The organism is Nonomuraea sp. NPDC048892 (assembly GCF_040649735.1).
Classification (GTDB): Bacteria; Actinomycetota; Actinomycetes; order Streptosporangiales; family Streptosporangiaceae; genus Nonomuraea; species Nonomuraea maheshkhaliensis.
Genome location: NZ_JBEZFZ010000001.1, coordinates 1,011,074 through 1,034,792, shown reverse-complemented (window position 1 = coordinate 1,034,792; position 23,719 = coordinate 1,011,074). Strand labels below are relative to the sequence as shown.

Below are 23,719 nucleotides of genomic sequence, written 5' to 3'. Positions count from 1 at the left end.
GCCAGGTGCCGGGAGCGTCACCTCACAGAGAGCGTTCTCTCACAGCCAGGTGCGGAGGGCGTCGATGTCGACCAGCGGAAGGCCCCAACGCAGGGCGGACGCCTCCAGATCGGCCGCGCCGGCCATGACGCCGTCGCGGCGCATCACCTCGCAGCACACCCCCACCGGCGGCAGGCCGGCGGCCAGGCACAGGGCGACCGTCGCCTCCGTGTGCCCGCCGCGTTCGCTCAACAGACCCGGCCTGGCGGCGACCGGGACGACATGGCCGGGCCCGACGAAGTCGGCCGGCCTGGCCTCGGGATGGGCGAGCCGCCGTACGGTCGCCGCACGTTCCGCGGCGCTGACCCCCGTGCCGGTGCCGGCGGCCAGATCCACCGGCGTGCGGAAGGCCGTCCCGTGGTGATCCCCCTCGCCGGACGGCGCCAGGATCTCCAGCCGGTCCAGGACCTCGGGCGCGCACGGGACGCACGGGTAGCCGCACACCTCGGTCAGCAGGAACGTGAAGGCGGCCGGGCGCAGGTTCTCGCCGGCGAAGATGACGTCGCCCTCGACCTCGCGATCGGGGTCCCACACCATGACCGCGCCGCCGGCGGCGATCTGCCGCACCGCCTTCTCCACCCCGACCCGGCCCGAGAGGTGCCCGGCCCAGCCGAGCGCCGCGACCGCGCGGGCGACGTTCGCGCCGGCGGAGGCGGGCCCGGCCTCGGCCAGGCGGCTCACCAGGTCGGATTCGAGGTTGACCCGGTCGCCCTCGGCCAGCCCGGCCAGGGTCGTCCCGGCCAGCGTGGCCGGGATCAGCGCCACCGAGAACCGGTCCTTGACGATCTCGGCCACCGTCAGGCTCACGCCCTCGACCGCGACCGACCCCTTGGCCGCGATCCTGCTCAGGAACCGGTCCGGCGGGCGGATCCACAGCCGCCGCCCGCTGCCGGGCTCGTCGTCCACGCGCACGACCTTGCCGACGCCGTCGACGTGGCCCTGCACCAGATGCCCGTCGAGCGGGTCGCCGACGATCAGCGGCGTCTCCAGGTTCACTGGCCGGCCGGGCTCCGGGGGCTCGTCGAACGTGGTCCGGCGCCGGGTCTCGGCGCTGATCGAGGTACGGATCAGGTCGTGCTCCACGCTCTCCGCGGTCACGCAGACCCCGGCGACGTTGAGCGAGCCGCCGGGGACCAGCCGCCCCGCGGACTTGGCCGCCCGGATGCCGAGGCCGCTCGCGTCGGCGTACTCGATCACGCCGATCTCGTGGATTCGTCCGGTGAACATGCCCATTCCCTTCGTGCCGGCGTCGGCCGCGTCCGTCGCGGCCGGTGGCGTCAGGGACCGTCATGGGGTCCGAGAGGGGGCGGGGTATCACCGCGTGGCTCCGGAATCGCACCGGATCGTTCCTCCCTGGGGAGAAACCGGGGGCTGTCACCGCCGCACCTGGAATTGCACCGCTGTCAACGATAACCGGCGCGATCTCCGATGGGAACAGCAGTCCGGCTGCTCCCACGCGTTCTACCCCTTGATCACGTCGTCGCGTGGACCGCCGTAGACGGGGTTCCTGGTGAGGCGGCGCACCTCGACCCGATAGTGGTTGGCCAGCACCTTGCGCGCCACGCCGTACAACCACAGGGTGGCCTGCTCTCCCTCCGGCACCTCGCCCATCCGCCGCCAGGCGATGGCGAAGGTCTCCGCCACGACGTCCGCCGCGTCCTGCGGCGAGTGACAGCGGCGGGCCGCGTACGCCGTGATCAGGCCGTACGTCGCCCGGTAGACGGCCTCGAACCGGTCCGGCTCGCTACCCACGGGCCGGTCCCGCGTCCGGTTGCCCCGGCATCCCCATGGCGGCCTCCTTCATGGCTTTGGCTTATCGACATCTGTGCCTATGTAAGGAGTCGGACCATCATTTCGCGCCAAAGCCGGATTTTTCACGACTGCTTCCGCCGTGGCACCGGGCATGATCGGGCCAACACGGCAGGAACGCCGAGCACGCCTGGGCCATGGGCGCCGGGCTACGGGACGGAACCCTCACCCCCGCGTTCCGTGTACTCTCCCGCCGGGCCGAGATCGTGGACGGCGGCGGCGGGACCTTCGAGTGGAAGCCGGCCTACGGCCGGGCGCCGCTGACGATCGTGCGTGACGTGCTGGTGAAGCGGATCATGATCGGGCCCCTGGTGACGTCCGTGGTGGCGTGGTCCAGGGTGACGATGACGTCGTCGGTGCCGGGGGCGAGTTCGATCCATCGCCCGGTCGGGATCGGGGCGTCGCGCAGTACGGTGAAGCCGAGTGTGCCGGTGTAGAAGCGCAGCGCCTGGTCCTGGTCGGTGACAGGCACGCTGACGGTTCTGATGCCGGTGACGAGCTTCGCCGGCGCGCTCATCGCGCGATCCGCTCGTCGAGGGTGACGGTGACGGTGTCGCCGGCCTGCTTGCCGATGCGGGCGCGGGTGCCGGCGGTGAACGCGAGCTTGTGCGTGCCGTCGCCCAGCGCCATGAACGAGCCCTGGAACGGCTCGCCGTCGACGCGTCCCCGGACCTTCACCAGGCCGCGGGTGCCGAAGAAGTCGGCCGAGCCGGGCATCACGACATAGGTCCAGCCGCCCTTGGCCGGGCTTTTGCGCAGGGTGGCGGTGAACGTCTTGTCCAGTTCGGTGCTTGCCGGTGCGGTCATGAGTGGTCGCCTCCGTACATGAGTGAGCCGGGTGTGGTGAGTTCGGTGCCGGTCTCCAGCCAGGTCTTGAGCCCAGACATGATCATCGGCCAGCCGCCGTAGAGGTGCTCGTCGGCGTCGGCGGTGAGCTGGTCGTGCCGGACGACGAGCCGGCAGCTGTCACCGACCTGCTCGATCTCCCAGGTCACCCGGCTGGTGCCCTGGGCGGCGATGTCGTCGTCCCAGATCGCGTGGTAGCTCTGCACGAGCCGCCACGGCGGGTCGACCTCGAGGTTCTCGCCCTCGATCAACCCGCCGGCGCCCTCGTGCGTGACCCGGTAGGCGGACCCGGCGGTCCAGTCCGAGTCCACGCGTGCGCCGAACTGGAACCGCGCCCGCGTCTCGGGATCCGTGATCGTCTGCCACAGCCGCTGCGGCGTGGTGCGGATGAAGATCTCGAACACCTTCTCCACGCGTGCCTCCAGTTCTCGTTTGAGGTCGACGAGGCCGGCGGCCCAGGTCGAGGTGTACTTGCTCACCCATCGGTCATGAACGAGGCGGATCGGCACGGCGTTCAGGAAGTGCAGTTTCTCCCTGCCCCGCCGGTCCGACACCACCAGGCCGGCCTCCTCAAGCAGGCGGAGGTGCTTGGCCACGGCGACCCTCGTCATCGCGAACCGGCCGGCCAGCGCGTTGAGCGACTGCCCGTCCCGCTCGAACAGCTCGTCGAGCAGTTCGCGGCGGGTCGGGTCCGCCAGCGCCTTGAAGACCAGTTCCACGCGCACCACTATAGGAAACCATTTGGTTTCATGTCTAGCCCTGCGAGCCCTGAAGGAGCTCGGAGGCGATCTCGATCGGGTCGCCCTGGGGTTCGGTCGGATACTCGGTGGGCTGGTCGGCCCACTGCTGGCCGTGGGCGTTCCAGTCGATGGAGCCCTGGTCGAAGAAGGTCTGCCAGCGGGTCCGGTAATAGTCGCCCATCAGGCCCGCCCAGTTGCGGTTGGCGTACTCGGTGAGGATGGCGGCGTCCGGGCCGCCCCACACCGTGACGAGCCGCTTGGCCGCGCGTTCCAACTGACGGCTCTCCTCCTCGTCGGCACCCCAGCGGTGGGCGTCGCGCAGCCAGCGGCCGAGGAGGTGCTCAGGGCGGGTGGCGAGCAGCCGGTCCTGGAGGTCGATCAGGCGCAGGAATCGCTGCTGGGCGTCCGCCGAGGCGAGGTCGGGCACGAGGGCGCGGCCGCGGTCGTCGAGGACCTGGCGGGTGACGTCCACCAGGTCGTGCCGGTACGTGTCGCGGTCGCGCAGCCGCGGCGCCGCCGCCAGCAGCAGCCGCCAGGCGGCCTCCACCTGGGCCGGGTCGTAGTGGAGCCGGTGCGGGCCGACGGCGGAGGCCTGGTCGGCGGTGTGGGAGGGGGTGGCGGCGAAGACGCTGTCGGTGGAGGCGTAGACCTTGAAGTCGCTCAGCTTCTCGTCGAAATCCCCGAACTCCTCCTCCATGGGCATGATCCCGCCCCAGGTCGCGTACGCCGACGTACGCAGCAGCCGCCAGGCGGCCAGCGCGTCCGGGTCGGCGGCGCCGTAGCGGGCGTGGACCCAGTCCGCCAGCCAGGCGTCCAGGTCGACGGGCTCACGGGTCCAGGTGAGGTCGGCGAACAGATCCCAGACCACCGGGTTGGTCTGGACGCCCTCGGCCATGTTGGTCAGGGCGACGAGCTCTCCCGAGGCCAGCGGGCCGGCCAGTTCGCCGGGGGCGCCGGCGATGTCGGGCAGGGAGCCGTACAGGCCCTGGCGGCCGCCGTAGTTGGGCAGGATGCCGAAGCCCCACGGCGCGCCCCAGAACCCGCCCTGGCCGCGCCAGGTGTCGCCGGTCAGGTCGAGCACGAGCATGCGGTCCCGGTCGCAGGCCTCGAACAGCTCCTCGCGCGGGTTGCCCGCCCACGCCTGCACCACCCACAGGTAGTCGGGGTCGGCCGCGCGCATCGCCCGTTCGACACCCGAGGCGGCGCCCGCAAGCGTGGCGTCGCCGATCCGGCCGCCCTCGTGCAGCAGGTCGACCGCCCAGGTGCCGCTCTGGCCGAAGCGTTCGCGCTGGCGGCGGTAGAAGGCCTCGGCGACCCGCGCGTAGTGGGGGGTGGAGGTGTCGAGCCAGTCGGGCCGGGCCGGTCCTGCCACGTCCATGAACCACAGGCCCTGCGGGACGACGGTGGCGCCGGGGTTGCGGTCGGCGAACCCGCCGGGGACGGTGCCGGAGAAGCCGGGCAGAATGGGTCTGATGCCGAGTTCGCGCATGCGCGCCAGCACTCGCAGGGCCAGCTCGGCGCGGCGTTCGATCAGCCCGCGGGTGGTGCCGCCGCCGAAGCTGTGGATGTTGTTCAGCCACTGCCACGGCTGGTGCGACGGCGGCACGATCCAGGCCAGCAGCTCGTCCTCGGTGTAACCGAACTCGCCGAACGCCTCCAGCCACACCGCCTCCTGCCCGAGCGTGAGGTGGGCGGCGTTGACACCGGAGGCGGCGAGCAGGTCGAGCTCGCGCTGCCACTGGTCCCAGTCGTAGAACGGCGTCGTGTACCCGGCGACGGTGAGGTTGTAGGCGACCCGATAGCGGTACGGCGACGTCGCCGTAAGGGTCGTCGCCGGCGGTGGTGCGGTGGACGGGAGATTGTCTCCCCAGCGGCCGACCTGGCCGCGGGCCACGTGCCGCAGGTAGTGTGCGAACGCGCTGGTCACGGCGACCGGGCCGGTGCCGGCGAGCACCGTCCTGCCGCCCTCCGCACGGATCTCGAAGCGATCGTCCGTTCCGGGAAGCGCGCGGACGTCGAAGGCGTCGGCGAGCGGGCCGGCGAGTCTGCGCAGCGACTCCTGGGCCGCGGGGATCCAATCGGGCGTGCTCATCGCTGACTCCAGGGGTCGAAGTGTCTCAATGGGACACTTTATAGCGCACCCGGAAATTTCCCGCTGAGCCTACTGTCCCAATGAGACACTTTTGCTCTACCGTATGCCCATGACCAGCGGCGAGACGTCTACGGGACTACGAGAGCGCAAGAAGGCCGGCACCCGCCGCGCCCTCATCGAGGCCGCGCTGACCCTGTTCGAACGGCAAGGCTTCGACGGCACGACAGTTCAGCAGATCGCCGACGAGGTGCAGGTGGCGCGGCGGACCTTCAACCGCTATTTCACCTCGAAGGAGGACGTCGTCCTCGCCCACGAGGACCAGGTCATGGAGGACCTGCTCGCCGCGATCGACGGCCGCCCGCGCGGCGAGTCGCCGGTCACCGCCCTGCGCGCGGTATTTCAGGCCCTCCTCGCCGATCCCCACTGGCGCCGGCACGAGCTGCCCAGGATGCAGCGCGTCCAGCTCCTGCTGGCCGACAATCCCGCGCTCATGGGCGAGAACATGCGGCGCTTCGCCGTACGCGAAGAACTGCTCGCCCACCACCTGGCCGAACGATCGAGCGCGGGTCACTGTTTCCATGCCCGGCTGCTGGCCTCGACGGCCTTCGCCGCCCTGCGCATCGCGTTCCAGGAGTGGGCCGGGTCCCCCGACGCCGACCCCGACTCCTGCGCGCGCCTCGTCGACGAAGCCCTGCAGCGACTGGACCTCGGGCTGGACCTTCCCCCTCTCATGGAGTAGGCATGACCATCACCTCCGGCCGAGACGGCCGGGACGCAGGTGCCCGCACCGGCCGTCTCGGCGCGCTCTTGGGCGCGATGTTCCTGTTCAACGTCGCCGGCTACGCGGCCGTCGGCGCCGCACTGCAAGTCCTGCTGCCCACCCAGGTCGAGGCGGCCGACCCGGTGGGCAAACTCTCGGCGTTCGGGCTGGTGACCGGCGTCAGCGCCATCGCGTCGGTGTGCGTGCCGCCGATCGTGGGCGCCATGTCCGACCGCACCCGCGGCCGGTGGGGCCGCCGCTCCCCCTGGATCCTGTACGGCGGCGTCGCCACCCTCGCCTCCCTCGTCCTGCTCGGCTGGATGTCGACCGTCGCCGGCCTGCTGATCGGCTGGTTCCTGGTGCAGGGCACGGTCAACATCGGGCTGAACATCCTCATCGCCGTGGTGGCCGACCAGGTGCCGAAGGACCGGCGCGGGCTGGCCTCCACCGTGGGCGGCCTGGGCGTGCCGGTGGGCTCGCTGGCGGGCACGGCGGTCGGCGCCACCGTCTCTTCGGCGCTGCTCGCGTACACGCTGCTCGGCGTGGCGTTCCTGGCGACGTCGGCGCTGCTCGCGCTGTTCAGCCGGGAGCGGCTGACCGGCGAGGAGTCTCATGAACGCGTGCCGCTGCGCGCGCAGTTCGGGTCGGCGCTGGCCAGTCTGCGCTCGCGGGACTACGCGTGGGCGTTCAGCTCGCGGGCGGTGATGTTCCTCGGCTACTTCGCCGTCTCCTCGTTCAACCTCTACATCCTCCAGGACTACATCCACCTGCCTGCCGGGCTGGACCCGAAGAACGCGCTGACGTTGCAGGTGACGGTCCAGACGGTGAGCCTCGTCCTCGGGACGATCGTAGCGGGCCCGCTGGCGGACAAGCTGCGGCGGCACAAGTTGTTCGTGCTCATCTCCTCGCTGCTGGTCACCGTGTCGGTGGCGCTGCCGCTGGTCTCACCGACCTGGACCGTGCAGCTGGCCGGCGCCGTCATCGGCGGGGTGGGCTTCGGCGCCTATCTCTCCGTGGACCAGGCGCTGGTCACGCTGGTGCTGCCCGCCGCTGAGGACAGCGGGCGCGACCTCGGCGTCTTCCACATCGCGTTGAACGCGCCCCAGGTCGTGGCCCCGTTCGGCGGCTCGCTGGTCGTCGCCCACCTCGGCGGTTATCCGGCCCTGTTCGTGACCGGCGGCCTGCTCTCGCTCGTCGGAGCACTCATGATCATGAGAGTACGCAGCGTACGGTAACGCGAACGCGGGCGTCTCCTGCACGGAGACGCCCGCCTTCGTGTGTCAGGGGTGCAGCGTGAGCGGCAGGCTGCCCCACCCGTGCGCGATGAACGACGGCACGTGCGGCACCTCGCCCTCATCCACGGCCAGCCGCAGGTCAGGGAACCGGGCGAACAGGGCAGGAAGGGCGGTCAACGCCTCCTGGCGGGCGAGCGGAGCCCCGATGCAGCGGTGCACGCCGATGCCGAAGGCCAGGTGCTCGGCGGTGTCCCTGGTCGGGTCGAACCGGTCGGCGTCCTCGCCGTGCTGGTCGGGGTCGTGCCCGGCCGCCATGTAGCTGGTGATGATCGCGTCGCCCGCCTCGATCGTGACGCCGCCGATCTCGATCGGCTCGATGGCGAAGCGCAGCGGCAGGTTGGCGATCGACGGCGCCCAGCGCAGCGTCTCCTCGATCACCGCGTCCCAGGTGATCTCCCCAGCCAGCACCCGCCGGAGGTGGTCGGGATGGGTGAGCAGGGCGTGCACGGCGTTGCCGATCAGGTTGACCGTGGTCTCGTGCCCGGCCGCGATCAGCAGCAGCAGGGTGTCGCACAGCTCGGTCTCGCTGAGCGAGTCGCCGCTGTCACGGACGTTGATCAGCTCGGTGGTCAGGTCGTCGCCCTGGTGCTCGCGCTTGTAGGCGACCAGCGCGGGCAGCACCGTGGCGATCTTCGCGGCCGTGGCCTGCGCCTGCTCAGGGGTGGCGGTGGTGTCCATGATGGCCTCCATGACCTGGGCCATCTCCTCCCGCATGTGCGCGGGAACGCCGAACAGCTCGCAGATCACCCGCATCGGCAGCGGGTGGGCGTAGAAGGAGCGCAGGTCGACGGGCTGACCGGGCGGCTGCGCGGCCATCGTGTCCAGCAGCTCGGCGACGATCTGCTCGACGATCGGCTGCATGGCCTTGCTGCGACGCGCGGTGAAGCTGGGTGCGATCAGCTTGCGCAGCCGGCGGTGCTCGTCGCCGTACGCGCTCAACATGTTGGACACGCCGATCCAGGTGAGGATCCAGGACCAGCCCGGCGTGACGAGCGCCTGGTCCAGCTTGCCCCAGTGCCGCTTGTCCTTGCTCACCCGTGGATCGAGGATGAGCTGCTTGAGCAGGTCGTGCCGGGTGACCGCCCAGGCGGGGATGCCTCCGGCGAGCTCTACGAGGACCAGGGGGCCGAGGTCGCGTAGTCGCCGGACCTCCCCTGGGAGGTCGGTGCCGAAGGGGTCGAGGACGACTGGGGCTGAACTGCCCAAGGGGATTCTCCTGGCTGGTCAGGTCGAATGGGAGTGAAACGCACCGGCAGATGCGCCAGCGCGCGGTGGAACGGGCCCGGCCGCCACGAGAGCTCCTCGCGCGGCACGGTCAGTTCCAGGTCACACAGGTGAGAGGTCAGGCGTTCGATCGCGGTCATCGCGATGATCATGGCCGGGTCGCTGGCCGGGCAGCGGTGCGCCCCGGCGCCGAAGCCCAGGTACGCGCCACCGTCGGAACGCAGCTCCTCGGGCACGTTGGTGGGCTCGGTGTTGGCCGCGGCGTAGGAGACGAGGACCAGCTCGGCCGGCTGGATCCAGGTGCCGTGGAAGTGCACGGGCTGCCGGACGAAATAGGGCCCGTAGTTCGACATGGCGGGCTCGGCGCGCAGGGCCTCCATCAGGGCGTCGTACGTGCCGAGCGCGCCGTTGGTCAGCGAGCTGTAGTAACGGTCGTCGCTGACCATCCGGGAGATCGTGTTGGAGATCAGGTTGGCCGTGGGCTCGTACGCGGCGGCCATCACCAGCACGAGGGTCTCGGCCAGCTCGTTGGGCTGGAGCGCGGCCGGATGGTCGATGAACCAGGAGGTCAGGTCGTCGCCCCGCTGGGCGTGCTTGGACTGGACCAGCTCGCCGATGTAGCGGCTGAACGCGTCGCTGCCCTGCTTGCCCCGCTCGCCGTCGGCCTCCATCAGGTCCGCCATGGCCTTGATCAGGCCGGCGCTGTCGGAGTCCGGCCGGCCGAAGAGCGAGTTGAAGATGCGGGCCGGGATCGGCTGGGAGAACTCCGAGACCAGGTCCGCCTCGCCTCTCGCGGCGAACTGGCTGATCAGCGAGTCCGACACCTCGATCACCATCTGGCGCAGCTTGTGCGGCTGGACCAGGTCGAAGCAGTCGGAGATCACCTTGCGGAACCGGGCGTGCTCGGCCCCGTCGGACATCAGCGCGTTCGGCCGGTAGCCGAGCATGGCGACGGGTCCTGCGGCCTCGGGGGTGTCGGGGACGCGGGCCTGCCAGGCGGTGCCGTTCTTGATCCAGACGCCGCCGACGTTGGTGAGCACGTCGAGCGCGGCCTGGTAGCCGATCACCAGATGCGCCTCCATGCCGGGGGCGATCTCCACGGGCGCGACCGCGCCGTGCCGCCGGCGCAGCTCGGCGTAGACGGCCTGGGGGTCCTTGGCGTACTCCGGCCCGTAGAGGCGACCGGCGTCGGGCATGTAGCGCATCGTCATGACAGCACCAGCTCTTTGATGTGCTCCACCAGCGCGATCAGCGAGGCACGGGCGGAGACGGGGTCGCGGGCGTCGCACACCACCAGCGGCGTGCTCGGCTGGAGGTCCAGCGCCTGGCGCAGGGCGTCCGGCGGGTAGTCGGGCGAGTCGGGGAAGTGGTTGACCGCCACCGCGTAACGCAGGCCGGCGCTCTCCACCAGGTCCAGGACGGCGAAGCTGTCGTCGATCCTGCGGGTGTCGGCCAGCACCAGGACCCCGAGCGCGCCGCGGACCAGCTCGTTCCAGAGCACCTGGAACCGGGTCTGCCCCGGCGCGCCGAACAGGTACAGCACCACGCCGGGCATGGTGAGGCGGCCGAAGTCGATCGCGGTGGTCGTGGTCGTCTTCTCGTTCACGCCGGTGAGGTCGTCCACCAGCGTGCCCGCCTGGGTGAGCACCTCCTCGGTGTTGAGGGGCTTGATCTCCGAGAGAGCGTCCACCAGGGTCGTCTTGCCCACGCCGAACGGCCCGGCGATGACCAGCTTGACCGGTATGTGTTCGGTACTGATACGGCTTTCAGAGAGCGCGGAGGCCACTGAGCACCAACTCCAAGATCTCAATGTCGGGCAGGTCGGTGGCGGGCGGATCGCGGGTCAGCAGCGTTCCGCTTCCGACCAGCCCGGCGACCAGCAACCGCACCACGCAGTACGGCAGGCCCAGGTGCGCGGCGCACTCGTACACCGACAGGGGCCCGTCCCCCAGCAGGGTCAGCAGATGGGACCCCGGTGGGTCGAGCCCGTTGGTGGTGGCGTCGGGCGCGATGTAGACCAGCGTCGTACGCTCGACGTGGATGTTCTCGGGAACGGTCAGTCGCGCGGCGGCCATGTAGTCCGGGACGACCCGCCGCCGTTGTCGTCCGGAGGTCATGCCCGGACGCCTGGCGTCCTGGCCGCACTGGCCTCGTCAAGAGCCTTGATCAGTTTCTGCACCTGGAGCTGCACCTCGTACGCCAGCGTGCCGATGTTGACGCCGCCGGTGGCGGCGACCACGATGGCGGCGCGGTCGCCGGCCGGGGCGACGTAGTAGTAGCCGTTGCCGGCGGAGATGACGATGTCCACCACCTCGTCGTCGGCCCCGTTGCTGAGGCCCGCGCACAGGGCGCGCGCGGCCCCGAGCACGGAGCTGGTCATGGCGGCGGCCCGCTCGCCGCTCTCGGTGGTCACGTTGGCCGAGCCGCCGAGGATCAGCCCGTCCCGGCTCAGCACCACGCCGCTGGCGACACCGGGCAGCGCGAGCAGGGGTGAAAGGACCCAGGACACGTCGAGGGGCAACGGGCGACCCTTGGCCTGGACCCGGCCGGAAGCGCTGTGAGCGTCCATGGAACGGTCATTTCCCTTCGGTTGCGTCGTGCTGCTCGGTGGGGAGCGCTTCGCGGCGGCCCGCTTCGGCTCCGACCTGGAAGTCACCCCATCGTTTCTGGGCCTCTTCCGGGGTGGTGAGCAACCTGCCGCCCGTACCGCCGGAACCGCTGCCCCCGCCGGCCGGCGGCGGGCCGGCGTCACGCGGCTGCTGGCGGCGGCGCTGCGGCAGCGGCGCCAAGTCCTCGGCCGTCCACTGCTGGGGCGCCGTGACGGGCTGGGGCCGCACGGAGGAGGCGGCCGGCTCGGGGCGGGAGGCCGAGGCGACCGGCTCGGGCCGGACGGCGGGGGCCACCGGCTCGGGCCGGGGGGCCGGCGCCGGCTCCCGCCGGGCGGTGGGAACGGACACGGGCTCCGGCCGGGGGGCCATGGAGGCGGGGATGGGATCCCTGCGGATGGCCGTGGCGGCGGCCGGGGCGACCGCGCGCACCGGCTCGGGCGCCAGCACCGAGGGCCGGCTGTCCTCCGGCATCTCCACCAGCAGCGCGGAGGGGATGTTCAGCACGGCCTGCACGCCACCGAAGGCGCTCTTCTTGACCGTGACCTGCATGCCGTAGTGCGCGACCTGGCGGCCGATCGCCGCCCAGCCGGTGCGGGGCGGGTTGCCCAGGTCCACCAGGCGGACCGGGTGGTTGCCGCTGAGCAGGCGGCTCGCGCGGGCGTACTGGTCCTCGTTGAGGCCGACACCGGCGTCGTCGATGACGATGGCGGCGCCGTTGTTGGTCTCGTGCACGGCGATGGTCACCTTGAGCGTGCCGTGCGAGTGGTGCACCGCGTTGGCCAGCAGCTCGGCGGTGATGAACAGGATCGACTCCGCGGCACGGGCGGCGACGCCGATCCGGCGGCGCAGGTGGTTGGCCGGGCCGTCGATGCGCAGCTCGAAGTTCTCCACCCGCGAGACGGCGCCCACCACCAGGTCCACCAGGTAGGTGTCGTCACGCGACAGGCCCGGGGTGGCGCCGCAGGCGATGCCGGTGACCTGCATCCGGCGGATGATCAGTTCGTTGAACATGTCGAGGCCGAGCACTTCGCGCAGCAGCGCCGTGTGCTCGTCGCCGCTGTAACGCTGCTGGACGCCGGCGAGCAGGTCCTGGGCACGCAGGGCCTGGCTCTGCACGCGGGACATGGCGCCTCTGATGACGGCCTGGGCGCTCTCGTCGATGCGCTCGGCCTCCTCGCGGATGCCGCGGGTGAGCGCGTCGAGGACGGCGCGGTGCTGCCGGTCGACGTCCGTGCCGGCGAGGGCCTGGTTCTGCATGCCGGGCACGATCACGTGCGGGGCGCGCAGGTGGGACAGCAGGGCGGGGATGCGCTTGTTGATCAGATGGTCGGTCTCGGCGCGTAGGAGGTCGTGCTGGGCGCGGGCGTCACGCACCTGGTCCGCGTTCTCCTGGACCTTGCGCTCCGCCTGAAGCAGGCGCTGGCTCCAGGCACTGGACTCTCGGGTCAGGTGATCCTGCACCTGACGGTTCTGCGCGAGCTGACCGCGGGCCTGGGCGAGCTGGCCGCGTACGCGCAGGTAGAGAATCAGGACGCCCGCGAGGGCGAGCACGAGGACGGCGATGCCGATCACCGTCGGGACGCTGAAGGAGTCTGGCGGCATGAAAGTCCTGGGGTCGGGGGGAGTCTGCGGGATCTGTCGACCGCCGCGAAAGGCTGCGCTAGCGGTGGGTGCCGGTCCCGTCCGGTGGCCGGTCGGGGCCGCGCCGGTCTGGCGCGTGCCTCTCCGCGTCGTCGGCGTCGCCGGCAGCCTGGTGCGGCTCCGCCCGGTGCGGCGTCGCCTGATACGGCTCCGCCTGGCGTGGCTCCGCCTGATACGGCTGTGCCAGATATGGCTCTGCCTGAGGCATCGCGAGGCCGAACGACGACATGGGAATCCTCGTCTCACTAGAACGACGGCCCAATCGGGTGACCAGTATTCCGCTTAAGTCGCGTTAGTCAACTGTGTGTAGTTCCGTCACTCCGTTCACAGCACCTCAGCGGACAGGTGCGGCGCTCGGCCCCGTGTCCGCCGCCCGCTCACGACCTGCGCGTCCTCTCCCGGAGGGGGCCGCAGGGCGTCAACTGGATACCTGACCGGATGTCGTAGATCCAGTTCGCGAAACCCAGCCGAGGAAGACGCCCTCGGGGCTGTGCGCCGCCAGCGCCGCCGCGATCGAGCCGTGCAGGGCGGCGTCGTCGGGCAACCGGAGCCGGCGCGGGTCCGGCTCGTCGTAGAGGGACAGATCGAGCCGGGCCGACCGGTGCCGGCGCACCCCGTTCACGACCTTGGCTTCGCCCTTGTACGACAGCGCCACCGAACGGAGCCTGGACCACGGATGCTCGTTGAGCTGCCGGCCGGTGACGGTCAGCACGCCCATGGCCCCGGCCCGGACATTAATCCAGACGTATCCGGCAATTCCCCCCAGAATCACCAGCACCACGCCTACCATGAAGGCGATATAGTCCGGGGCGTCCGTTCCCCGGTCCGCCGGCAGCGTCGCGCCGATGGCGCCGACCACGAACAGCATGAGCAGAGTGACCACGATCATCAGGCAGCCGAACTTGCCCCTGCCCTGTCGGAGCGCGGCGGACCGCAGGTCGAAGGCGGTCCCGTCGGGCGGCTGCCGGACCACCCGTACCGCGACCGTGGCCAGGCTCCACCGCTGGACCTCACCGCGCATGAGCAGCACCCCGGCGAAGATCCCGCACACCGCGACCGCGAAGGCGACCAGCTGCGACGGGTACACCTCACCGCCGCCGATCCCGACGGCCAGCCCGGTGGCGAAGATCAGGATCGGGCCGAGCCCGAAGAGCGCCTTGCGCATCAGCCCGATCGCCATCGGACCGCCCAGCCAGATCCGGGCGATCCAGAAGAACCACACCAAGCTCCAGAACGAGCCCGCGAAGAGCTCGAAGGGGGCCGCGCCCTGCCAGACGAGCGCGATGCCACCGATGAGGCCGAGCCAGACGACGACGAGCAGGCCGACGGCCGACACGAGGGCGAGGGGGCGCTGCATGCGCGGCATCCTAGCCCTGCCGCCGGACCGCCAGGACGTCCAGGACGGCCAGGACGGCCACGCCCGCCCGGCCCGCCAGGCCCACGCCCGCCCGGCCCGCCAGGCCCGCGGGCGTCAGATCCGTCGTGCACATGAGCGTCAGACCGGTCGCGCATCCGGGTGTCACGTCCGCTGGAGATTTGCCCGCTACCTGCGCTTATGCCGGTAAGCGGAGATCGTCGAACAGGCTGACAACACCGATCTCCTGGCGGACACGTGAGGCGACCCGCCAACGTGGACTCCGCCACACCGGCACCGCCTCAGCCTTTCGCACCAGGAGTGATGATGAAGTTGCCCGCATACGCCGCCGCCCTCATGCCGAGCGTCCTGCTCGCCTCGCTGAGTGGCGCGTTCGGGGCGTCGGCGGCGCAGGCGGAGTCCCGGGCCCTTCCGCGCGTCAACATGGAGGCCACCGTCAAGGCGGCCCAGATCGACCCGCGGCGGCCCGACAACACGCTCACCCCTGGCGCCAAGGCCGGCGTGCTCCTCGTCGAGCAGGCGCTGCGCGACCGGAAACTCCTGGACGCGAAGTGGGTCGACGGCTACTTCGGCACCACGACGGTGGCCGCCTACGCCAAGTACCAGAAGTCTCTGGGCCTCACCGGTCTGGACGCCAACGGGCTGCCGGGCAAGATGTCGCTCGCCAAGCTGGGGGCCGGCCGCTTCAAGGTCACCGCCGTCCTCGATCCCGGGCCCCGGGTGCCGTTCGGCGGCTTCGTGGTCAACACCCGTACCCGGGACATGCTGGCCGAGGCGAAGCGGCTGTTCGGGCGCGGTTTCAAGCTGGATCAGGGGTCGTACAACCCGGGCGGCGATCCCACATCGGCCGGCACCCACGACGGCGGGGGCGTCGTGGACATCTCGGTCAAGGGGATGAGCGCCGCCACCAGGACCGCGGCCGTCCGCGCGCTGCGCCTGGCCGGCTTCGCGGCGTGGGTGCGCAACCCTCAGCAGGACGACTGGCCGTGGCACATCCACGCCGTCGCCATCAGCGACACCAGTCTCTCTGGTCAGGCGCAGCACCAGGTCGGCGACTACTACCTCGGCCTGAACGGCCTGGCCGGCCGGGCGCCCGACGACGGCCCGAAGGTGACCATCCGCACCTGGGAGGAGCGCCGGCGCCGCTGACACCCCGGGCTCCGCCGCCCCGCAGCACACGAACTTCCCGACTCTTCGGAAGACGAACTCCGCAGACAGGAGAAACAGCATGTCCATGCTCACCAAGATCCTCACCGCGACGACCGCCACAGTGGCGCTCGGCGGCTCGCTGCTCGCCACCGCGGCGCCGGCTTCGGCGGCCGCGCGCGACGGCGTGTGTCAGAGCGGTGAGTTCTGTTACTACTTCAACAGCAACCTCCAGGGCTCGCTGTCCGACTTCACCACGTCGGTCGCCAACTACGACACCAAGCAGCCCACCTGCTACGACTACAAGGGCCCCGGCGCCGGCAAGGGCAAGTGCATCAAGAACGCCGCCGCCTCCGCCTGGAACCGCAGCAGCAAGACCGTCCGCGTCTACTTCAACAGCGGCTACTCCGGCGCCTACCAGGACTTCGCCCCCGGCGCCAAGGCCAACCTGAAGGCCGGGCTGAAGAACCAGAACGCCTCGCACCAGATCGGCCCGTCGTCCGGGGGCGGGGGGTCGCGCAAGAACATGTCGTTCTCGCTCTACTCGGCCGCCGGCACGATCACCTGCGGCTTCGACGGCTACCGGAACACCTCCGGCCGGCACGAGGGCATCGACATCGCCAGGGGCGTCGGTGCGAACGTCTACGCCCTGACGGCGGGCCAGCTCATCAACGTCCAGCGCGGGAGCACCGGCCGGTCTGGGCTGTCCACGATCGCCGTCTACAGCTCCTCGCTGAACAAGACGGTCATCTACCTGCACTCCGCCCCGCTCTCCTCCCTGCGCGTCGGCCAGTCGATCCGTCGCGGCCAGGTCATCGCCAAGGAGTCGTGGAACGGCGTGTCGAGCAAGGGCGCCGCCCACACCCACGTCGAGATGCGCCCCGGCCGGCAGACGCGCGCGGCCAAGAGCGTCGGCGACCCGCACCTGCAGAACCCGAACCCGACCTCGTTCTGGAACTCCCAGGGCTACACCGTGCGATGACACGGCCCGCCTCGGCCCAGCGTCAGCGCTGCCTCGGCCCGGCCGTCTCGGCGCTGCCGCTGACCATCCTGGACCTCCGGACAGAAGGAAGACTCCTGTGTCTGCACGTACAGCACGGCTGATCTCGCGGCTCGGCGCGGCGAGCGTCGCGGCGGCGCTCGGCGGGACGTTACTCGCCGCCGGGGCGCCCGCCTCGGCCGCCGCGCGCGACGGCGTCTGCCAGAGCGGCGAGTTCTGCTACTACTTCAACAGCAACAACAAGGGCTCGCTCTCCGACTTCACCACGTCGGTCGCCAACTACGAGACCAAGCAGCCCACCTGCTACGACTACAAGGGCCCTGGCAACGGCAAAGGCAAGTGCATCAAGAACGCCGCCGCCTCCGCCTGGAACCGCAGCGGCAAAACCGTCCGCGTCTACTTCAACAGCGGCTACTCCGGCACGTACCAGGACTTCGCCCCCGGCGCGAAAGCGAACCTGAAAGCCGCGCTGAAGAACCAGAACGCCTCGCACCAGTTCGTGACCTCGGGGTCGCCGACCGGGTGCAAGACCGACGGCACGGACACCCGGCTGCCCACGACGATTCTCGTCTACCGAAAGTCGCTCGACCGGGTGGAACGGGTGGAGTTCAAGAGCTACGTCAAGGACGTCCTGCCCAATGAGTGGGTGGCGAGTTGGCCGGCCGAATCGCTCAAGGCCGGGGCGATGGCGGTGAAGAACTTCGGCTGGTACTGGGCGCTGCACTCCAACCGCAAGACTCCGAGCGGCCAGTGCTTCGACGTCTACGACCACACGTCGAGCCAGGTGTACAAGCCCGGCTCGGCGAAGTCGACGACCAGCGCCGCGGTGGACGCCACCTGGGGCATGCGGCTGACCCGCAACGGAAAGATCTTCCGGGCCCAGTACTGCGCCACGACGACGGACTGCGGCAACTGGGTCGACGGCGACTGGATGTCGCAGAAGGGCTCTCGCGACAGGGCCAACGAGGGCTGGAACTACGCGCAGATCCTGCGGAAGTACTACACGGGAATCGCCATCGGTTCCTGATCGCCGAGATCGTCCGGCGCTGAAATTCCCCGTCGTGTTCCGCACGGCGGGGATTTTCCGTTTCAGTCGACGATGAGCTGGAAGTTGATCGGCCGGTTCCCGGGGAACGCGACCTTTCCGGAAGCGTCCACCATCTTGAAGCGCACATAACACAGGCCGGGTTTCTTGGGCGTGGTGACGACGGTCTTGATGTCGACGGTCTCGCCCGGCATCGTGTCCTTGATCGGCACGTCGGTAATGGTCTGGCACTGGTCGGCCTGCTGGGTGGGATGGTCGAGGCGGCGCAGCGAATATCCCTGCCACGGCACCGACCCGGCGTTCTTGAGCCGCCACACCTTGGTCACGGTCTGGCCGCCGGCGACGCGCGTGCAGTCGGAGTACGTGACGTCCGTGATGAACACCGCCTTGTCGTCCTTGTGCCGCGGCGGGGCCCAGGGCGGGTTGGTCGTGTGCACGGGGCAGTCGGCCGGGGTCAGCGCGGCGAGCGACGGGGCGGCGGTGGGGCTCGGGCTGCGTACTTCCGGCTCGGTGCCGCTGTTGATCACGGTCGCGACGAGGACGGCCGCTCCTGCGACGACGGCCGCCGCCGCCGTGAGCACGGCCGGGTGGGTCAGCCGGAACCGCCTCCCGCTCCCCGGCGGCTTCACGTCACCCGGGAAGCCGGACGGGGGCGGTGCATCGGATTGTGCGCCGCCCGCGAACGGGGCGGACGGTGGTGGCGGCGGGAAAGCTGAGGTCTCGCCGGCCGGCCAAGCGGCCGGCGCCCCGGTGGCGAGGTGCGCGGCACGGAGGTTCGCGCCGCCGGTGGCGGAGGTCGCGAGCTCACCGGGCGCCACCGACGTGCCGGCGCTGGTCGCGGGATCCCCGATGGTCACGGATCTGACCGTGCGGTTCGCGGTCTCCCAGCGTTCGCGGTACGCGGCCGGGTCGGCGTCACAGGCCTTGACGAACTCGACTGTGGTCTCCCAGCTCGGGAGCCGGTTGCCCTTGGTGGCCTCGTGCAGCGTCGTGTGGGAGATCGCCCCTGACCTACCGGACATTTCCCGAAAAGGTGGGTTGCCGACCGCGTTGCGCAACTCCCTGAGAGTCGCCGCGAAGCCCTCGATCGCCTCCACTCGTGCACGCCTGTCGCCCACCGTGCGAAGGTAACAGCACCCGCAGCCCCGCTCAACCGATACCGCCTGGATGCCCGGCGATCCGCATGACAGGACGTCTGACGGGACGCGTCCGGCTACGCGGTGTCACGGTTCAGACGGCGAAGAGCAGGGCGGCGCTGATCAGGACGACCACGGCGGTCGCGAAGTGCACACCGAACGCGACCGCCTTGGTGCCGCCGTTGCGCAACACGATCAAGGTGTCGCCGAGCGGCGCGAGGGCCACGACGAGCATGAACCAGGCTTCGGCGTAGGCGCCGACGAAGGCCAGCAGCGCCAGGCCGACCAGACCGTACGTGCTGTCACGTACTCCCTTGATGGACAGGTAGGCGCGATCCGTCTCGGCGGGGACGCCGTAGCCGGTGGCCGCGGCCACCGGCGTGAACAGGAAGCGCAACCCGATGAAAAGGATCATGAGGTTGAGCGCGATGGCAAGGCCGTAGGCGATGACGGTGAGCATGAACGTCTCCGATATCTAGCGTCGCTAGGAACAGGAACAAAGCTAGCATAGCTACGACATTCACGCTAGCGGCGCTAGATTCGGGAGCGTCCGCGGCGTCCAGTGCCTTCAGAGCGGTCCTGTGATCACGCCGGGGTGGGGCCGCCGGGGTGGCGGGGTGCCGCCGCGGCCGGGAAGATACTCGAAGTGCCACCACTCGTTGTCGTAGATGCGGTAGAGGTCGTAGCGGGCGCCGTGCTGCTCCAGCCAGCGCGCGCCCTCGTGCGGGCGTACGTCCAGGGCGAGGCCCCTGACGTGCGGGGACAGCGCCGGCGGCAGCACGAGCATGCGTGCCGAGGCCACCGAGCCGGAGCGGCGTACCTCCTCGTCGAACAGCCGCTGCTGGGCGGCGGGATCGCGGTAACCCGAGGTGAGGCCGATGAGCTGGCCGTGACGCCAGAGCGCCTCGGTGCGCGCCGCAGTGAACGCCGCCAGGGCGCCCTCGGTGAGCCCGGTCAGATCCTCGGCGGGGAAGCGCAGCCGCAACGCCCAGCGGCAGGCCAGTTCGCGGGCGCGGCCCGGGTCGCGAACGAGCGCCGCGGGCAGCAGCAGCACGGCGAGCACCAGCGTGACCACGGCATACACCCGATCTCGGGGCCGGGGTGGAATCATGCGGGGTTCGTCCATGCCGATTACGATTGGCGGCGAATGTGCGCGCGCCGTCCGCCGCATGTCACCGTTTCTCGACGGCGGCCGCCGTCCGAGGGCGCCCCGCCCGGCTGGGACTTGGCGGGGACCCGGCCGTGACACGACCATGACATCGCGCGGACGAGGCGGAGACACGGCCGGTCGACAATGGACGGGGGTTGACCGGCGGACGAGTGACGGAGCGTGTGGTGAAACTCGGCGGCGTGTCGCGAGTGTTGCTGATCGAAGACGACCCGGCCGTGCGTGAGGGCCTTGAGCTGGCCCTGAGCCGGCACGGGCACCGGGTGCGCGCGGTGGAGTCGGGCGAGCTGGGGCTCGACCGGCTGCGTGCGGACGTTCCCGACGTCGTCGTGCTCGACCTGATGTTGCCCGGGATGGACGGGTTCGAGGTCTGCCGCCGCATCCGGGCCATCGGCGAGGTGCCGATCATCATGCTGACCGCGCGCGGCGACGACATGGACGTGGTGGCCGGGCTGGAGGCGGGCGCGGACGACTACGTGGTCAAGCCGGTGCAGCCCAGGGTGCTGGAGGCGCGCATCCGCGCGGTGCTGCGGCGGATCGGCCGGGACCAGGCGGAGCTGGAGCGCTACCGGGATCTGACCATCGACCGGGCCGGGCTGGTGGTGACCAACCGCGGCGAGCCGGTCAGCCTCGCCCCGACGGAGCTGCGGCTGCTGCTCGAACTGTCCGGCACGCCCGGCCGGGTGCACAGCCGCCAGCAACTGCTGGAGTCGGTGTGGGAGCAGGACTACTTCGGCGACTCCCGCCTCGTGGACGCCTGTGTGCAGCGGTTGCGCGCGAAGATCGAGGACGACTCGGCGGCGCCCGTCTACGTGCAGACCGTGCGTGGGTTCGGCTACCGGTTCGGGCCGGTGTGAGCCGCCCGTGACACCTCGGCCGAGCCCGGGGCTGCGCGCCCGGCTGCTGTTCGCGTTCGCGCTGCTGTGTGTGGTCACCGCAGCGGCGGTGGCCGGCGGGTTCTACGTCGGCGCCCGCAACGCCATCCTGCAGCGGGCCCAGGACGCCGCCGTGGAGGCGATGCGGAGCCGGCTGGAGGCGCTCTTCCCGTTGCGTACCGCGACGCCGGGGCCGGCTGACCTCGAAGAGATCGCCCGCGCCATGACCGAGGGCAACACCTTCACGATCGCCGTCTACCGCGACATGCACGCACCGTCCCTGACCCGCCCCGCCCGCCCGCCGGCGGACCACCAGTCCCAGGACCGCCGACCCCAGGACGACCCACTCGGGGACGGCCCGACCCAGGACGAGCCGACCCAGGACCGCCGGCTCCAGGAGGACCCGAACCAGGACGGCCCGCTGAGGCCCCGGCTGCCGGCCATGCCGGCGGACGCGCCGGTCGCCGATCTCTCCATGATCCCGGCGGGGCTGCGGCGGACGGTGGCCGGCGGCGAAATGGCGTGGAAACGCCTGGTGCGGCACGAGCAGCCCATCCTGATCATCGGCGCGCCACTGCTGATCACCGAATCGGACCGGACGACCCGCGTGTCCGGCATCGAGGTCTACACCGCGCTCAGCCTGCTTCCCGAACAACGCAGCATCGACGAACTCGCCGCGTACGCCTGGCTCGCCGGCGGGGCGGCCCTCGCGTTCGCGGTCCTGCTCGCCTCGCTGGCCACCCGTGGCGTGCTGCGCCCGGTGCGCGAGCTCGGCCATGCGGCCCGCCTGCTGGGCGAGGGCGAGCTGCGTACCAGGATCGCGATCCGCGGCTCCGACGAGCTCTCCGACGTGGCGCGTACGTTCAACCACACCGCCGCGGAGCTGGAACGGCACGTCGCGCAGCTGCGTGAGATGGAGGCCGACGCGCGCCGGTTCGTGGCCGACGTGTCCCACGAGCTGCGCACGCCACTGGCCGCGCTCGCCGCCGTCGCCGACGTCCTCGACGAGGAGGCCGCCGAGCTGCCCGAGCCGGCCGGCCGGGCCGCCAGGCTGGTCAGCCAGGAGACGCTCAACCTCACGGCGCTGGTGAACGACCTGATCGAGATCAGCAGGTTCGACTCGGGTGTCGCGGCCCTCGCGCTGAACGAGATCGACCTGGCCGAGCTGGTACGCGCGACCCTGCGCACCCGGGGCTGGCCGGAGTCGGTGCGGACCGAACTGCCCGCCGGGGTGACGGCCCGGCTGGACCCGCGCCGAGTGGACGTCATCCTCGCCAACCTGGTCGGCAACGCCCTGCGGCACGGCGAGCCACCGGTGTCGGTACGGCTTTCCACCGACTCGTCCTGGGTCACCGTCGAGGTGCGCGACCACGGCCCCGGGCTGGACGAGGCGGCGCTGCCGCACGTGTTCGACCGGTTCTACAAGGCCAGCGCGGCCAGGGCCAGGTCGGAGGGCAGCGGGCTGGGCCTGGCCATCGCACGCGAGAACGCCCGCCTGCACGGAGGCGACCTCACCGCCGCCAACGCCCAGGACGGCGGTGCCGTCTTCACCTTGCGCCTGCCCCGCCTAACGCCCGACCCCGACGAGCGGACCGAACGCCCAGCGGACGGCCAAGCCAGCCCCGACGAGCGGACCGGATGCTCAGCGGACGGCCAGGACGGCCCCGCCGAGCGGGCCGACCGCCCAGCACACCCGGCGGACGGCCCGGAGACCCCGGACGGGCGGACCGACGTGGGAGGTTCCAAGTGAGCAGGGCCCGCCGCGTACTCGTGGCAAGCCTGGTGTCGCTCGTCGCCGTGGCCGGCTGCGGCGTGCGGCCGAGCGACGTCATCCCCGTCGGCCCTCCGCCGAGCGGAGCCGTCGCACCGACCCGGCCGATCACCCTCTACCTGGTGAAGAAGGGCAAGCTCAGCCCGGTGACGCGGCCCGGCCGCCGACTCTCCCAGACGGACACGCTCGCGCTGCTGGCAGCCGGCCCGACCGCCGCCGAACAGGCCCGCGGCCTCACCACCGACATCCCCCTCGAAGCCGGCCCGTTCTCGGTGACCACCGGCCCGGCCGGCCGCGTCGTGGTGACCGTGTCCGCCGGCGCCGGCGGGCTGTCCACGCGGGCGGTCGAGCAGATCGTCTGCACGGCCGCCACCGCCACACCGCAAGGCACCGCCGACGTCACCGTCACCGGCACCGACAAGAACGTCGACCCCCGGAACTGCCCCGAATAGCAGGGGGCGGGATCATTCGGCGTCCGGTTCGGGGGCAGGCGCGAGCCGCAGGGGCGCGGCGGAGCCGGCGGCGAGCTCGCGTCCCTGGTTCAGGGTGTATTCGAGCTGCCTGGCCAGCAGCGGAACGGTCGCCGGAGGGAGATACGCGTCGGCGCCGGCGTCGAGCAGCCGTCGTACCGGGCCGTGATACTGGACCCCGAGTTCGTGATCCTCGATCTCGGCGACGACGACGCGAGCCCGCTGAAAGCTCGCCCGCAGCGCCGCGATCAGCTGCGGGCTGCCAGGGGGCACCAGCAGCACATCGGCCGTCGCCGGGGCCGCGTGCAGGTCGAGGACCACGTAATCGGCTCCGAGCTGGGTGGACAGCGCGACCCTGGCCGCCTTCGACAGCTCCATGGCGGTGACCACGACCGTCACGCCGTCGTAGTCGGGCGGCGCCTCATCGCCGGTCTCGTCCGAGGCCGCACGATCGACGACGGCGCCCTCGACCACCGCGATCGTGCTGGAGATCGTCGCGATCGACGCGCCGTCACGGGTGAGGATGATCTCCGCACCCGGCTCCAGGGCGTCGATGAGCGCCACGACGTCCTCGGGCAGGCGCGTCACCTCGACCCGCGGGGTGGCGCGTGGGGTGCGTTTGCGAATCATCATCCCTGTTGGATGCTTTTGCGCGACCGCCGGTTCGAAACCCTGGGC

Annotated in this window: 26 protein-coding genes; 8 read left to right on the top strand and 18 right to left on the bottom strand. The window is 71.1% G+C overall.

Annotated elements, in window-relative coordinates; genetic code table 11:
* Nucleotides 1-39: 39 nt before the first annotated feature.
* From AB0C28_RS05070 to AB0C28_RS05045, 6 genes are all read right to left on the bottom strand, one after another.
* A complete protein-coding gene (locus AB0C28_RS05070; RefSeq protein ID WP_357838267.1) occupies nucleotides 40-1,266 on the bottom strand; it encodes a riboflavin synthase in 1,227 nt (408 codons plus the stop codon).
* Nucleotides 1,267-1,500: 234 nt separating this feature from the next.
* Complete coding sequence (locus AB0C28_RS05065; protein WP_357838270.1) at nucleotides 1,501-1,791, bottom strand: sigma factor; 291 nt, start codon at nucleotides 1,789-1,791, stop codon at nucleotides 1,501-1,503.
* A gap of 301 nt (nucleotides 1,792-2,092) precedes the next feature.
* Nucleotides 2,093-2,365: a VOC family protein gene (locus AB0C28_RS05060; RefSeq protein WP_358073115.1), complete on the bottom strand. Its 273-nt coding sequence runs from the start codon at nucleotides 2,363-2,365 to the stop codon at nucleotides 2,093-2,095.
* Entirely contained in the window at nucleotides 2,362-2,655 is a 294-nt protein-coding gene (locus AB0C28_RS05055) for a DUF1905 domain-containing protein (protein ID WP_357838275.1), read from the bottom strand. Before AB0C28_RS05055 ends, AB0C28_RS05060 begins: the two co-directional genes overlap by 4 nt.
* Entirely contained in the window at nucleotides 2,652-3,413 is a 762-nt protein-coding gene (locus tag AB0C28_RS05050) for a metalloregulator ArsR/SmtB family transcription factor (protein WP_358073114.1), read from the bottom strand. The genes AB0C28_RS05055 and AB0C28_RS05050 overlap by 4 nt, the downstream gene beginning before the upstream one ends.
* A 34-nt stretch (nucleotides 3,414-3,447) precedes the next feature.
* Complete coding sequence (locus AB0C28_RS05045; protein ID WP_358073113.1) at nucleotides 3,448-5,526, bottom strand: alpha-N-acetylglucosaminidase TIM-barrel domain-containing protein; 2,079 nt, start codon at nucleotides 5,524-5,526, stop codon at nucleotides 3,448-3,450.
* 109 nt (nucleotides 5,527-5,635) lie between these two features.
* On the opposite strand from AB0C28_RS05045, the gene AB0C28_RS05040 reads away from it, so the two are divergent.
* Both AB0C28_RS05040 and AB0C28_RS05035 read left to right on the top strand, forming a co-directional pair.
* Nucleotides 5,636-6,265: a TetR family transcriptional regulator gene (locus AB0C28_RS05040; protein WP_346114262.1), complete on the top strand. Its 630-nt coding sequence runs from the start codon at nucleotides 5,636-5,638 to the stop codon at nucleotides 6,263-6,265.
* Between the two features lie 2 nt (nucleotides 6,266-6,267).
* A complete protein-coding gene (locus AB0C28_RS05035; RefSeq protein WP_357838285.1) occupies nucleotides 6,268-7,521 on the top strand; it encodes an MFS transporter in 1,254 nt (417 codons plus the stop codon).
* Between the two features lie 45 nt (nucleotides 7,522-7,566).
* On the opposite strand, the gene AB0C28_RS05030 is transcribed toward AB0C28_RS05035, so the two are convergent.
* From AB0C28_RS05030 to AB0C28_RS04995, 8 genes are all read right to left on the bottom strand, one after another.
* The gene (locus tag AB0C28_RS05030) at nucleotides 7,567-8,787 is read right to left on the bottom strand and encodes a cytochrome P450 (RefSeq protein WP_357838288.1); all 1,221 of its coding nucleotides are present in this window, start codon (nucleotides 8,785-8,787) and stop codon (nucleotides 7,567-7,569) included.
* On the bottom strand, nucleotides 8,691-10,016 hold the full coding sequence (locus tag AB0C28_RS05025) for a cytochrome P450 (RefSeq protein WP_358073112.1): 1,326 nt from the start codon (nucleotides 10,014-10,016) through the stop codon (nucleotides 8,691-8,693). Before AB0C28_RS05025 ends, AB0C28_RS05030 begins: the two co-directional genes overlap by 97 nt.
* Nucleotides 10,013-10,591, bottom strand: coding sequence for an ATP/GTP-binding protein (locus AB0C28_RS05020; protein ID WP_357838294.1), 579 nt, complete (start codon nucleotides 10,589-10,591; stop codon nucleotides 10,013-10,015). The genes AB0C28_RS05025 and AB0C28_RS05020 overlap by 4 nt, the downstream gene beginning before the upstream one ends.
* Nucleotides 10,572-10,922 (bottom strand): DUF742 domain-containing protein, encoded by a 351-nt coding sequence (locus AB0C28_RS05015; RefSeq protein ID WP_357838296.1) that lies wholly within the window; start codon nucleotides 10,920-10,922, stop codon nucleotides 10,572-10,574. Before AB0C28_RS05015 ends, AB0C28_RS05020 begins: the two co-directional genes overlap by 20 nt.
* A complete protein-coding gene (locus AB0C28_RS05010; protein ID WP_345575691.1) occupies nucleotides 10,919-11,374 on the bottom strand; it encodes a roadblock/LC7 domain-containing protein in 456 nt (151 codons plus the stop codon). Before AB0C28_RS05010 ends, AB0C28_RS05015 begins: the two co-directional genes overlap by 4 nt.
* 7 nt (nucleotides 11,375-11,381) lie before the next feature.
* Entirely contained in the window at nucleotides 11,382-13,016 is a 1,635-nt protein-coding gene (locus tag AB0C28_RS05005; protein ID WP_357838299.1) for an ATP-binding protein, read from the bottom strand.
* A gap of 457 nt (nucleotides 13,017-13,473) precedes the next feature.
* Nucleotides 13,474-14,412, bottom strand: coding sequence for a hypothetical protein (locus AB0C28_RS05000; RefSeq protein WP_357838301.1), 939 nt, complete (start codon nucleotides 14,410-14,412; stop codon nucleotides 13,474-13,476).
* 10 nt (nucleotides 14,413-14,422) lie between these two features.
* Complete coding sequence (locus AB0C28_RS04995) at nucleotides 14,423-14,545, bottom strand: hypothetical protein (RefSeq protein ID WP_358073111.1); 123 nt, start codon at nucleotides 14,543-14,545, stop codon at nucleotides 14,423-14,425.
* A 191-nt stretch (nucleotides 14,546-14,736) separates the two neighbouring features.
* Between AB0C28_RS04995 and AB0C28_RS04990 the strand changes: the two genes are divergently transcribed.
* The 3 genes from AB0C28_RS04990 (at nucleotide 14,737) to AB0C28_RS04980 (ending at nucleotide 17,603) form a co-directional block, all read left to right on the top strand.
* Nucleotides 14,737-15,579, top strand: coding sequence for a peptidoglycan-binding protein (locus AB0C28_RS04990; protein WP_357838306.1), 843 nt, complete (start codon nucleotides 14,737-14,739; stop codon nucleotides 15,577-15,579).
* 79 nt (nucleotides 15,580-15,658) lie between these two features.
* On the top strand, nucleotides 15,659-16,558 hold the full coding sequence (locus AB0C28_RS04985; RefSeq protein ID WP_357838308.1) for a peptidase inhibitor family I36 protein: 900 nt from the start codon (nucleotides 15,659-15,661) through the stop codon (nucleotides 16,556-16,558).
* Between the two features lie 97 nt (nucleotides 16,559-16,655).
* Nucleotides 16,656-17,603: a SpoIID/LytB domain-containing protein gene (locus AB0C28_RS04980; RefSeq protein WP_358073110.1), complete on the top strand. Its 948-nt coding sequence runs from the start codon at nucleotides 16,656-16,658 to the stop codon at nucleotides 17,601-17,603.
* A 62-nt stretch (nucleotides 17,604-17,665) separates the two neighbouring features.
* On the opposite strand, the gene AB0C28_RS04975 is transcribed toward AB0C28_RS04980, so the two are convergent.
* The 3 genes from AB0C28_RS04975 to vanY-N form a co-directional block, all read right to left on the bottom strand.
* Complete coding sequence (locus tag AB0C28_RS04975; RefSeq protein WP_357838314.1) at nucleotides 17,666-18,739, bottom strand: NBR1-Ig-like domain-containing protein; 1,074 nt, start codon at nucleotides 18,737-18,739, stop codon at nucleotides 17,666-17,668.
* Nucleotides 18,740-18,851: 112 nt separating this feature from the next.
* Nucleotides 18,852-19,217: a DUF4267 domain-containing protein gene (locus AB0C28_RS04970; RefSeq protein WP_357838316.1), complete on the bottom strand. Its 366-nt coding sequence runs from the start codon at nucleotides 19,215-19,217 to the stop codon at nucleotides 18,852-18,854.
* A gap of 108 nt (nucleotides 19,218-19,325) precedes the next feature.
* A complete protein-coding gene (gene vanY-N / locus AB0C28_RS04965) occupies nucleotides 19,326-19,883 on the bottom strand; it encodes a D,D-peptidase/D,D-carboxypeptidase VanY-N (RefSeq protein ID WP_357838319.1) in 558 nt (185 codons plus the stop codon).
* 224 nt (nucleotides 19,884-20,107) lie between these two features.
* Between vanY-N and AB0C28_RS04960 the strand changes: the two genes are divergently transcribed.
* From AB0C28_RS04960 to AB0C28_RS04950, 3 genes are read left to right on the top strand one after another with little or no spacing between them, the layout of a single operon-like run.
* A complete protein-coding gene (locus AB0C28_RS04960; RefSeq protein WP_326634011.1) occupies nucleotides 20,108-20,782 on the top strand; it encodes a response regulator transcription factor in 675 nt (224 codons plus the stop codon).
* A 7-nt stretch (nucleotides 20,783-20,789) separates the two neighbouring features.
* The gene (locus AB0C28_RS04955) at nucleotides 20,790-22,550 is read left to right on the top strand and encodes a HAMP domain-containing sensor histidine kinase (RefSeq protein WP_357838323.1); all 1,761 of its coding nucleotides are present in this window, start codon (nucleotides 20,790-20,792) and stop codon (nucleotides 22,548-22,550) included.
* The gene (locus tag AB0C28_RS04950; protein WP_358073109.1) at nucleotides 22,547-23,023 is read left to right on the top strand and encodes a hypothetical protein; all 477 of its coding nucleotides are present in this window, start codon (nucleotides 22,547-22,549) and stop codon (nucleotides 23,021-23,023) included. The genes AB0C28_RS04955 and AB0C28_RS04950 overlap by 4 nt, the downstream gene beginning before the upstream one ends.
* Nucleotides 23,024-23,035: 12 nt before the next feature.
* Here the strand turns inward: AB0C28_RS04950 and AB0C28_RS04945 are convergent, their stop codons facing one another.
* Nucleotides 23,036-23,674 carry a hypothetical protein gene (locus tag AB0C28_RS04945; protein WP_358073108.1) on the bottom strand — a complete coding sequence of 213 codons (639 nt, stop codon included), beginning with the start codon at nucleotides 23,672-23,674 and terminating at the stop codon, nucleotides 23,036-23,038.
* Nucleotides 23,675-23,719 lie beyond the last annotated feature (45 nt).